This is a genomic window from Methylophaga sp. UBA5088, assembly GCF_002414625.1.
Taxonomy (GTDB): Bacteria; Pseudomonadota; Gammaproteobacteria; order Nitrosococcales; family Methylophagaceae; genus Methylophaga; species Methylophaga marina.
The window spans coordinates 9523-21033 of the sequence record NZ_DIAC01000068.1 but is presented as its reverse complement, the minus strand read 5'-3'; the positions used below and the strand labels follow the sequence as shown (position 1 = coordinate 21033).

The 11511-nt window shown below is 43.0% G+C and carries 13 protein-coding genes; 5 read left to right on the top strand and 8 right to left on the bottom strand.

Annotation, left to right across the window (positions count from 1 at the left end):
• Positions 1-48: 48 nt before the first annotated feature.
• The 5 genes from B4K20_RS08695 to B4K20_RS08675 form a co-directional block, all read right to left on the bottom strand.
• A complete protein-coding gene (locus tag B4K20_RS08695; RefSeq protein WP_289282598.1) occupies positions 49-594 on the bottom strand; it encodes a DUF2975 domain-containing protein in 546 nt (181 codons plus the stop codon).
• A 280-nt stretch (positions 595-874) separates the two neighbouring features.
• Positions 875-1084 (bottom strand): cold-shock protein, encoded by a 210-nt coding sequence (locus B4K20_RS08690; RefSeq protein WP_284723449.1) that lies wholly within the window; start codon positions 1082-1084, stop codon positions 875-877.
• 309 nt (positions 1085-1393) lie between these two features.
• Positions 1394-1945 (bottom strand): hypothetical protein, encoded by a 552-nt coding sequence (locus tag B4K20_RS08685; RefSeq protein WP_289282597.1) that lies wholly within the window; start codon positions 1943-1945, stop codon positions 1394-1396.
• Positions 1946-2140: 195 nt separating this feature from the next.
• A complete protein-coding gene (locus tag B4K20_RS08680; RefSeq protein ID WP_289282596.1) occupies positions 2141-2821 on the bottom strand; it encodes a hypothetical protein in 681 nt (226 codons plus the stop codon).
• 128 nt (positions 2822-2949) lie between these two features.
• Entirely contained in the window at positions 2950-3801 is an 852-nt protein-coding gene (locus B4K20_RS08675) for a LysR family transcriptional regulator (RefSeq protein WP_289282595.1), read from the bottom strand.
• A gap of 139 nt (positions 3802-3940) precedes the next feature.
• On the opposite strand from B4K20_RS08675, the gene B4K20_RS08670 reads away from it, so the two are divergent.
• Positions 3941-4645, top strand: coding sequence for an FMN-dependent NADH-azoreductase (locus B4K20_RS08670; RefSeq protein ID WP_289282594.1), 705 nt, complete (start codon positions 3941-3943; stop codon positions 4643-4645).
• Positions 4646-4776: 131 nt separating this feature from the next.
• Here B4K20_RS08670 and B4K20_RS08665 read toward each other — a convergent pair whose 3' ends face one another.
• From B4K20_RS08665 to B4K20_RS08655, 3 genes are read right to left on the bottom strand one after another with little or no spacing between them, the layout of a single operon-like run.
• Positions 4777-5619 carry an alpha/beta hydrolase gene (locus B4K20_RS08665; RefSeq protein ID WP_289282593.1) on the bottom strand — a complete coding sequence of 281 codons (843 nt, stop codon included), beginning with the start codon at positions 5617-5619 and terminating at the stop codon, positions 4777-4779.
• A gap of 5 nt (positions 5620-5624) precedes the next feature.
• Entirely contained in the window at positions 5625-6026 is a 402-nt protein-coding gene (locus B4K20_RS08660; protein WP_289282592.1) for a TonB-dependent receptor domain-containing protein, read from the bottom strand.
• Positions 6016-8028, bottom strand: coding sequence for a TonB-dependent siderophore receptor (locus B4K20_RS08655; RefSeq protein ID WP_289282591.1), 2013 nt, complete (start codon positions 8026-8028; stop codon positions 6016-6018). Before B4K20_RS08655 ends, B4K20_RS08660 begins: the two co-directional genes overlap by 11 nt.
• Positions 8029-8282: 254 nt before the next feature.
• On the opposite strand from B4K20_RS08655, the gene B4K20_RS08650 reads away from it, so the two are divergent.
• The 4 genes from B4K20_RS08650 to B4K20_RS08635 all read left to right on the top strand — a co-directional run.
• Positions 8283-8783 (top strand): sigma-70 family RNA polymerase sigma factor, encoded by a 501-nt coding sequence (locus B4K20_RS08650; RefSeq protein WP_289282590.1) that lies wholly within the window; start codon positions 8283-8285, stop codon positions 8781-8783.
• Positions 8780-9748 carry a FecR domain-containing protein gene (locus tag B4K20_RS08645; protein WP_289282589.1) on the top strand — a complete coding sequence of 323 codons (969 nt, stop codon included), beginning with the start codon at positions 8780-8782 and terminating at the stop codon, positions 9746-9748. Before B4K20_RS08650 ends, B4K20_RS08645 begins: the two co-directional genes overlap by 4 nt.
• Positions 9745-10695, top strand: a complete 951-nt coding sequence (locus tag B4K20_RS08640; RefSeq protein ID WP_289282588.1) for a FecR domain-containing protein — start codon at positions 9745-9747, stop codon at positions 10693-10695. The genes B4K20_RS08645 and B4K20_RS08640 overlap by 4 nt, the downstream gene beginning before the upstream one ends.
• A gap of 203 nt (positions 10696-10898) precedes the next feature.
• Positions 10899-11511: secretin and TonB N-terminal domain-containing protein (locus B4K20_RS08635; protein ID WP_289282587.1), on the top strand; the 613-nt coding region annotated here is incomplete at its 3' end.

The following is an 11511-nucleotide window of genomic DNA, read 5'->3' as shown; positions in this document are numbered from 1 at the left end:
ATCTTACGTTTGGCCAGCATCACATCGACGTTAATAACGATACTCATATTAAACGGTAAATTCCTGTTCGTGTTTCATTTCTACAGCCTCTTTCATTACCCAAGAAATCACTAATATCACAGAGCCAGTAATTAAAGTGGTCATCTCAGAAGAGCCAAATCCTATGGTGAGTAATCGTTCCCCAACAGGGTTTTGAATGGTCAAAGCTAAGCTGAGCAAAGTATCGGATATAGTGCCTACTATCACCCAAGCCAGTAAAGCTAATCCCATACGCTTAAAGCAGATGACATTGTCATAAGAGAAGATGATGCCTTGCTGATAAAGACTAAAGAGTCTTCTCAATTGGACAGCGGCATATAACGCTACAGTGATCGGCAGTAAACAAACCAAAAAAGCTAACAATCGAGTTATTAAATCAATTTCAGTCGTGATTTCAACAGGTAATTCAATGACGAAACCAGCAGCTTGCAAGCTATTAAAAAATAACCAATAAGCGAGTGTAAGGGTTGGAATTAGAATAATAAAAGTGGTTAATAGCCGTTTTAGTTGAGCACTAAAATGTGAAATACGATCTTGGTTGGTTTTATTCTTCATAGCACAAGCCTTCAAACTTTTAAATGAGTGTTGACTTTAACCTATAAATTATTTTTTTGGAATAAAGAATTATCGTAAAACAATAATAATTTAATTTTAGCTCGCCACAATGATTCAGTAAATAACCTTAAAAGTTTTTAGCTACATCATGTGTAAGACCGGATCGAAACATAGTAGAAAAAGCGACCATAATGGGCAAAGCAATAAATGAGACAATTTAACTTCCAAAAAAAAGGGCAAGTCCTTGAGGACTTGCCCTTTTTTTTGACCGAGAACGAGCTTATACAGCTACGATGTTCTCAGCTTGTGGTCCTTTTGCGCCCTGAGTTACAGTGAACTCAACTTTTTGGCCTTCTGCTAAGGTTTTGAAACCTGAGCTAGTAATAGCACTGAAATGGGCAAATACGTCTGCTCCAGACTCTTGTTCGATAAAACCGAAACCTTTCGCTTCGTTAAACCACTTTACTGTTCCATTAACTGTGTTTGACATAATAATTACCTGAATTTTAAATATAAAAATGCCTCTAGAGGCGTGAATAGCGTGAAAACGAGCTGGAATCTAGAAACTTCAGGACGGGGAATTACGAATAAAACAACGAGATGGAGAGTATAAATAAAAGTCTTACTTTCGAGCTGAGTACACAGTATAGGGTTTTACTGGGAATGTACAGATATTAATTCACTGATGCTATTAGTTATTTCTCCTCATCGCTATTATTCACCAGCAAAAGAATATTGTTGAAGATAAAATCAAACACCCTGATCCTATAGCATCTGCCTTAACTGAGTTTTGCAGAATCTATTCCAATACTTCAATTTTAGAAAACACGCATTTAGTTTGGCCGCGGCCTGTGTAATATTGAATTTTGCTAAGTTTCACCATCGTTTTTCTGGGGATGACTCTGGGTGAATTTCTTAATGTGGTTTTAACCTGCTGAGCATTTTCAGGGTTGACTCTGGCTTCTCCCTTGCAATGTTTTGCCCAGTCTTGATTACCTGGCGCATCAACTATATATGATAGGCCTCGGCCTGGTCGCATATAGGTACCAGTGACATCTGACATCCAAGCGAACCCATCTATCAACGCTCCTTCACTTTTCTGCTTGATGACTGATTCGGGAAATTGCTGACCATGCTCGGCAATGCATTGTTGGGTTTTATCTTCGGCATCAGCCGCAGCTTTCTTTCTTGCGATGACAGCCTGTTTGCAGATAGTTTCACATGCTTTTTGCGCTGTTTTACATTGTGCATAAGCCTTACGTAATTCCACATTAAAAAGGTCTGCATGCACGGTGCCGATGCTCGCTAACAGTAGTGTCACACTGATGATAAAAATATTATGTGCCGGCATCGTTTCAACTCCTTTTATAATTCAGTCAGGGAAACAGATTAAATATTTAGGGTCAGTACAAAAATACCTTACTTTTCGCTATTCGGCCACGGTGTCGCAAGGCTGGTCTTAATAGTTCTTGACATGACTCCAGTTATTGAAATCAAACACCTTAACCTATTGATGAAGTATAAGGTGTGTCGCCACCTCAGTTATCTAGCTAGGAACGTTGTAGGCTATGGATGTAACCCAAGTTTTAATGTTTTTACAATATGTAACTATATATTTAAGCTGGCTCTCAAAATCTGATTTTCTCTCAGAATCGTAGCCACCAGCGATATACATTTGCTTTGTTGACGGTTTTATTTTCGAGTGAACAAACAAATGGCTGGCATGGCTGTAGGCATTGTAAAAATCTCTTGCTGCTTTCAGAAACTCGCAACCTTTGTCTGAAATAGAAAGCAACTTATTATTTTTAAGAACTAGAGCAACTACTTTATCAGCTCTAGCATGAGGACGCTTATCCATAAAGTCATTGTAGAAATCGAACTTATATTTTCCATTTAAAACGGTAACTTTAATATTCTTTCGCATCAGAGCTGCAATGCATAAAGACTCATAGGAGATGCGCATAGAATTTCCGGCTGGCGCGATATGACCTAAGGAAAGTAATTGTGTTGCTGTGACAGCAGACTCTATAGCCAAGTGTAGATATCCAGATACTATTCCAGCTCTCGTAGACTCATCTTTAGCACAATCAGACTCTTTAAGATTCTGTAAGGAGTCAGCGAATAAATCTGAGAGCTCATCAATTTCATTAGAAATATCCCTCTCGAACTGTTCTCTAGCCTCGCTGTCATCACTGACTAGAAGTTTACGGATTTCGAAATTTTTCATGATGAACTCCGATTTCTCACCAATAGTGTATTTATGAAAAAAATATTAAATAAACCGTTTATTATTCGGCTCCATACTTTCTCAGCACCCAGCATTTAAAATCATCAGTTGAGGATTGTTTGTACGAATTATTGATTCAAAATATCTTCAATCCAATTTATAAATCTGACTGCACTTCTAGTTTGAAAATGATTCTTATTCGGTATGTAATAGCAAAGTTCTGACTGAACGGGTGTCGTTTTGTATTGTTGTAGAAGATTAGATTTCAACAATCTATTCGCGAGCGTCGTAGAACAGAATACTAGCCCATTTCCAGCCATAGCCTGCTGAATCCCGAACAGTTCTTGATCAAATTTTTTAAGTTTAATATTGGCCCCTTCCAATCCATTTGCCTTCAACCAAGTGTCTAATGGAGGCTTGGGTAATGATTTATTCTTCCATTGCGTTGTATACACTGTAATGGGTTCATTAAACCAAGAAGCAGGCGCGACTCCATAAGTACCAAATATATCGAATGACTCCGTTCTAATGACATCAAAATCTTCAACAGTTGAAATATCACCGAACCGAATGGGAATAGTATGTGATTGATTATCGAGTGATTCGCCAGTCGATATCTCCATCGAAATACCTGGGTTGTTTTGTTCAAATTCATACTGGTAAGGAATCAACACCATAGCCGCTAATGATGATGTAGTTGTCACTCTGACCGTAGTGCCAACCTTTGCGACGTATTCCAGAGCATGATCAATTTTCAAAAACCCGTCCGTGGTTGCTCTCGCTAATAGTTTGCCTGTTTCTGTGAGTGAAATTCGCCTTCCCTGTCGATGAAACAAATTGACATTTAACCGACTTTCCAGATTGCTAATGTGGTGAGAAATGGCTGTCGGTGTCAATGCCAGTTCTTCTGCAGCTAACTTAAAGCTTCCTTGACGCGCAGCCGACTCAAAAGCTTTCAACGCCTGTAACGATACCTGCAAATTTAACCTCCTAATAAACCATTAGCCGCTTGACTAAATAGATGATTTAAAATCATCTATTAGTGTAACTTTTTCGTTTGTACAACGCTAGAAAGGCTCTCAGAATAGTACCTATCATTAATCAACTAAGGTCATCACTATGAGTACACTATTACATGTAGATTCGAGCGTTAGAGCTACTACCAACCCAAATCCAGATCACAACTCCATATCAAAAAATATTGCTATCCGATTTATTGATACATGGAGAAAGAATCGTCCTATAGATGAATATACCTATCGTGATGTTGGCGTAAACCCTCCTGACTTCATCACTCAGGATTGGATTGGCGCTGTGTTTACACCTGAGGAAAAGAGGACCCCAGCACAGAAAGAGACGCTGGCATTATCAGATAAACTGATCGCTGAAGTGGTAGCAGCCGATATTATCTTGATATCTTCTCCCATGTATAACTACGGCATGCCTGCTCAGCTAAAAGCATGGTTCGATCAAATTGTACGTATAGACAAAACGTTTGATTTCGATCTCGCACGAGGAGATTCCCCATTACAGCCACTACTTTCTGGAAAGACATTGATTATCGTGACCTCTAGTGGAGAGTTCGGTTTTCAAAAAGGTGGAATAAGAGAAGGCTCTAATCACCTGACGCCACACTTACTTACACTAAGTAAATATTTAGGAGCGGATACGGTGTATGAGATCGCTGCTGAATACCAAGAATTTGGCGACGATAGACATAGCAGATCTGTAGCTGATGCAAAATATCGCGCCGAGAGAATAGCCACAGAACTTAGCTTTCCGGTCGTGGCCACATCACCAGAAAATGTGGTCAAAAATCTGTAACCCTATTAATGAAGACATTCTCATCCATTTTGGAGAAGACATAGTTGATGAAGATATCATCTACGTTACGGGCTGTCCTGCCAGCTATTACCATCAATCAGCTTATAACCTGATGTTACCAAACAAATGACTTAACGAAGCCTTGGATTAAACGCTTGTCGTAAAACACGATGAGCAATGGTGATGGGTAAGGACATATGATCTTCGTCTTCTTGGAGGTAATAGGCACTTCGGAAACCATAGGCCGACAGGGCTTTCATTCGGTCTGCCAGCAGTTCAATATCCTGCCGTTCCTGCACGTCATCGCCCTCTGCCACCAGCAGATACAGGCTTTTATCGACGAGTGATACTTCACCCGCTTTCACTTGTTTCATGAAGGTTCTCTCATGCGTTATAAGGTAACGGCTTGCCCACCACAAGCTGGGGCTGGAGACGATGTAATGTTGGAATAAGGTTGGCTGGGTGTAAATCGCATAGAGTGTGAACATGCCACCGAAAGAATGACCATATAATGATTGCCGTTCTTGGTGAATGTCATAACGACGAGCGATTTCGGGCTGTAAGATGTTTTTTAAGAAGTCGACAAATTCATCCTGCCCACCTTGAGGTGGGTCATTCACTTCTTTGGGTACAGGTGGTGAAAAGTCATAAGAACGTCGATAAAAATCAAACGGCTTATCGGTGGGATAGGCCACCGCCACAATCAGTGTGTCTGCATAGTCTGATTCCATTCGCTTAGCATCATGAAAGGCAGCAAACACGGAGTTACCATCTAATATGTATAGCACCGGCATCGGTTTAGCTGGCGTTTGGTTTTTAGGCAAACTCACCATAATCTGATAATCCTGCCCTGCTTTGTTTTTCAGTGTGAACTGCTCAGTGGCAGGTAATGAAACGGACTGAGCCACTACCTGCAAAGGCAGGTAGCAGCATATGATGATGAGAAATTTAAGTATCTGTCTTAATCTCAACATCAGACTTACCAGTTGTAATTAAAGCTGGCGATGACCTTACGACCGATCCCTCGATAGCAGTAGCCCGCTTCACACACCTCATATTCTTTATCAAACAAGTTAGAGGCATTCACGGCAAGTGTTGCTCCCCTCACCCACTGATCCAGACTATAAGACGTTCTTGCTTCTACAATCGAGTAAGATTCATTTTTATCGGTATTCTCGGTATTACTATATGACTCGCCGACATAACGGACACCTAATCCAGCTTGCAGGTCATGGGTCACATCATAGTTACCCCAGAAGGAAGCGAGATGTCTTGGCACACCAGTAAATTGATTCCCTTCATCACCGTCATTACTTTCGGTGATTTTGGCGTCTTGGTAGGTATAGCTCGCGACCAGATTCAGACTAAAATCAAAGTTCATATTGGCTTCTAACTCCAAGCCTTGAACACGGCGTTCGCCCTTTTTGAATCTTGTTATTGATATCATTGGGATCTTGTGTCAGCACGTTGCTCTCAACTAAGTTAAACACGCTGGCCGTGAAGAAACTCTGATAGCCGACCGGCTGATATTTTATTCCTGCTTCCCACTGCTCACCTTCGGTTGGTTTATAGTTTGAGCCGTAAGCATTGGTACTAAACTGTGCAATGTATGACGTGGCATAACTGATGTAGGGGCTGATGCCGTTATCGAATGCATACAATAAACCAGCACTACCCGTGGTTTTTTCATCATCTATGTCTGTCCAAATACCGCTGAAGTAGTTGTATGCATCTTTATCTACCCAATCGTGGCGCAGTCCTAAAGTCACACGCCATTTGTCGAGGCTGATTTGATCTTGAACATATAAACCAAACTGCTCGTTTTCTGTTTTGGTATTACCGAATGAATACAATGTAGTCGGTTTCGCAATGGATTGGTGATAATCAGGGTTCCACATATCAATCGATGGTGCAGCACCATAGGCATACTTCACACGACTATTAACCTGATAAAAATCCAAACCGGTGAGTAATGTATGCGTCAGCTGACCTGTGGAAAAATGACTTTCCACAGCAGTATCAATAGCAGTGTTATGCATATCTTCATAGACACCTATTGCTGTGCGATTCAGGGTATGACTATCCGCCGCTAAGGATGAACTTGTGTATTGATTAGTCGTGTCAATATAGCTATATCTGGCATTTTGTCTGACAGTGAAGGTGTCATTAAAACGGTGTTCAAACTCATAACCAATAGAGGTTTGTGTTTGCAAAAGCTTGTCAAAGTCTTCATCACCCGACCAGAAATCCGTCAGTTCACCAGAAGGTAGCTGAAATGGACGTGGAGACCCTGCCGTTTCATAACGCTGACGCTGAGCTAACAATGTCAGACTGGTATCGTCATTAGGACGCCAGGTCAGAGACGGTGCGAAGTAGACATTATCATCAATCACGCCCCGAATATCTGAATCACTGTTTCGCGCCAAGCCGACTACCCGATAAGTCCACTCATCGGTGTCACCCAATTTACCGGCAAAATCAAACTGGCCTTGGTAGTGATCATCAGTACCTGCCTGAACCTCCACTTCACGAATAGTTTCTGCTGTGGGGCGCTTACTCACGCGGTTGACCAAACCACCCGGGCTGATCTGCCCGAATAAAACAGAGTCAGGTCCTTTCACGACTTCAATACGTTCCAAACCATACGGTTCTGTTCTGAAATACGATAACCAGCCGGTATTGGTTTGACGTAAACCATCACGGTAATCGGCATTGGTCGTCACCTCATATCCACGAATCGTAATCTGATCAAAGCGTGGGTCATACCCCGAACCACCAATCTGCACACCAGCAGCATACGCTACAGCATCTTCAACGGTTTGCACTTTACGATCTTTGATTTGATCCGCTGTGACCACCGTCACAGAGCGAGGCGTTTCAATCAGTGGTGTATCGGTTTTGGTGGCTGAGGCACTACGTGTGGCTAAATAGCCATCCACTGGACTTATGGCAGTTTCTCTCATGCCATCAGCATCAATGTTGACCACAGGTAAATCTACACCGTCTTCTGAACTGTCTGTAATTTGTTTAACGGTATAGCTGGTCGCTGATGTTTTAACGGCGACCAGGCCATGCGGTGATAACAAGCGCTGTAATCCCATTTGCACATCAACAGTGGAATCCAGACCACGACTGCGTTTATTGGCTGTGATTTGTGAGTTCACTGACAGATCGATATTCGCAGCCAAAGCAAAACGATTTAGCACTTGATCAAGCGGCCCCGCCGGAATATTAAAGGCCTGTGTAGTGGTCTGAACGTTTTCAGCATGAACTTGGAAAGGTGTAGCAACAACAGCTGAACCAATAGCCACAGCCATCATCATGCTGAGAGGCAAGGTTTTAAATACGTGTCGATGTGGACGCGATGTTTTCAGGTAGGACATATCAACCTCATAGTGAATAAAGTGTCTTTACCTGTACTTCGATTGAACAAAGCAAATCCGTAATGTTTTTTTCAGTATTGATGAAATAATTTTTAACAGACTGAAAATAAATAACTTTTCCATTTAAAGACATGCTTTCCATGACACTTTGAGGAGAGTCATCACCAGAAAAGCGAAACGTAAAAAAACTTGATCAGGCGACCTTTAAACGATAATGTATCTCATTATCAAATGTAAGTCATTGTTTTCCACTCATGTCTCAACACAATATCGACACCTTATATCGTGAGCACCATAGCTGGTTACATCGCTGGCTGCGTGGTCGTTTGGGATGTGAACACAGTGCCGCTGATATCGCTCACGATACTTACCTCAAAGTGATACTTTCTAACTCATTGCCAACAGATGATCAGCCGCGACGCTATCTGACACGTATCGCCAAAAGCCTGATGATTGATTTATTTCGTCGTCGGCAAATTGAAAGCGCTTATCTTGAGACTGTTCGTTTATTGCCGGAGCAGGAAGCACCCAGCGCAGAAACCCAACATATTGTGGTAGAAACCTTGTTGGAAATTGACCAGATGCTGCAAGCCTTACCTACGCATGTGCGTCAGGCTTTTTTGATGAGAAAGCTGGATGGCCTGAGTTACAAAGAGATTGCCACGAAGATGAATGTGTCTGTGTCTTCTGTAGAAAAGTATGTAGCCAAGGCATTAACAGCCTGTTATCTCCATAGTTTGAAAGCATCAACATGAGTTCTTCTTCATATCCACAGCCCGATATCATCGACACAGCTGCCGCGTGGATGGCCAGGCTCTGGGCAGATGATGTCAGCCCGGAGGATAAACAAGCTTGTGAACACTGGCGTCAGCAAAACCCGGAGCATGAAAAAGCCTGGCAAATTTTAACGTCCATGGCTGAAAGTTTTGATCGCCTCCCAGAACATGCTGCCAACAGTAACTTACTCACTGCAACACCGACCAGCAGTCGTCGTCAGTTTTTACAATGGGTGGGAATATTCATCGGCTCTGCCAGTGTGGGTTATGGCCTGCAAAAAACACAACTCTGGCAACAGGCGATGTCTGATTACAGCACTGGTATCGGTGAAACGCGTGCTGTGCAGTTAGCCGATGGCAGTCATCTTAGACTCAATACCGATACGGCTATTGATGTTGAGTTTAATGGCAAACAACGTCTGATTCATCTCAAACACGGTGAAGTGTTTATTACCACGGGTCATGCAGCTGAGTTTGCTGGTCAGCCATTTATTGTGGTGACAGATCAAGGGAAAATTGAGGCCCTGGGCACACAATTTAATGTCCGACAAAATGCCGATTCAACCGAGGTCACCGTTGTTCAGGACAGCGTGTTGATCCATCATGCACAACAAAAACTCACCTTAAATGCTGGCGAAAGGATTCGGTTTAATCAGCTTGAGTTAGCAGAAGCCGTTAAAGCGGACCCTGCCATCACCAGTTGGACTCAGCATAAGCTGGTAGCAGAGCAAATGCCCGTGTCTGAATTTATTCATGAGTTATCACGCTATCGTTCCGGCACTTTACGCTGTGATGCAACGGTTGCTGATCTCAAAGTCAGTGGCGTTTTTCCACTTAATGATACCGATAAAGCCTTGCAACAAATGGCACAAGCGCTGCCCGTGTCTATTCAGTCTCGCACACGTTATTGGGTGACGGTTGTTCCAAGAGACCGTGCTTTATGACTCAAGCACTGACGAATTCAGATCCTATCAATCAAGCCTGCGTCTGGGCGGCAAGGCTCTGGGCAGATGATGTGTCTGAGCAGGATAAGCAGGCCTTTCAAGACTGGCTTGATGCAGATCCTATCCATCAAAAAGCATGGCAACAAGTTGTTAATCTTCAGCAGCAATTCAATGCTGTGCCCGACAGACGAGTTGGTAGTCAAGTATTACAGCATCGCCAGGGTATGAGTCGTCGTCAACTGCTCACCGTCGTCGGTATTGGCGTGGGGGTGGGTGCAATGGGTGTTCAGCACTGGCAGCCTTTATCCGTGCCTGGCACGCGATATGCCACGGCAAAGGGCGAGATTCGTCATTGGCAACTGACGGATGGCACAACGTTAGCGCTGAATACGGATAGCAAAGTTGATGTCGATTATGATGCCGACACACGCAAAATCATATTGCACTACGGTGAAATCGCGATTGATACCGGTAAAGATCCCCGCCCTCTCACCATTGTTAGTCGAGATGGATTGCTAGAGCCGCTCGGTACACGTTTTAATGTGCAGCAATCTGAGTTAGAAACACAGTTAACGGTCTTTGAAGGCCGAGTCAGAATGACACCAAGAGAAACACCGAATTCACACACTATTATTCCTGCTGGGGAAGGCGTTACCTTTTCAGCCCTGCAACTCGCTCAGCCATTTCAGGCGGATCCTGCCTCTAACTTATGGCAGCAAGGTAAACTCGCTGTGGCAGATATGCCGTTAAATGAATTTGTGCAACAACTAGCGAGATATCGCACAGGTATTGTTCGAGTTAGCCCCGAACTCAAACGTTTAACGATTACCGGTATTTTTTCTGTGCAAGATACAGATCGAGTACTGGAACAGCTCAGTGAGATTTTGCCGGTGAAAGTCAGTTACTTCACCCCCTACTGGGTCACAATCAAACCCTTAACATCTTAATTTTTTGTGTCATTAGCGACTTTTCCAGCTAATCACCCCGCTTAAATTTCCCTTTTAAAACAGATGGATAATCACTTCATATACATCAACTCGTCTAACAACCGGTTAATGCGAATAATTATTATTACGGGTTTTCATTCCACGTTCGGTATTACAAGTACAAACCACTTTTACTGACTAATAAATACTGAAGGAACTGAAACATGCCGTTACGTCGTTTTTTACGACTTCCCACTTTATTCATCACACTTAATATGTGTGCTGCCACTGGCCTGTTTGCCGGTGTCAGCCAGTACGTTTATGCACAAGACAGCAACACGGATGTTCAGTCTTTTTCTTTGTCGGCAGGAAGCCTTGACCAGGTCTTACGTCAATTTGGCCTCAATGCGGGCATCGCCCTGTATGTTGACTCCTCTTTGGTCAATCATCAACACAGCAATGGCTTGGTGGGTGACTATACCGCACATCAAGGTCTGCAAACCTTACTGGCTGGTACGGGGCTAACCGCCGTCCAACAGCCTGATGGCAGCTATCGTATTGAACCCGTTCCCACTCTCAGCCTTTCTGAAGATGAAAGCAGTGTGGATTTAGGAAAAATCGACATTGTGGGTGACACGATGCTGTTTACCCAAGACACCATTGGTTATAACGATGTATTTGATAAAAACATCTCCAGCACCTATGTCGGTAAACAAGAGTTAGAGCGATTCAAAGGTTCATCACCCGCCGATATGCTCAGTGGCATGCTTAATGTTTACAGCGCCGATGCCCGTAACAGTGGCGGGATTGATCCTAATATCCGTGGCATTCAGGGCC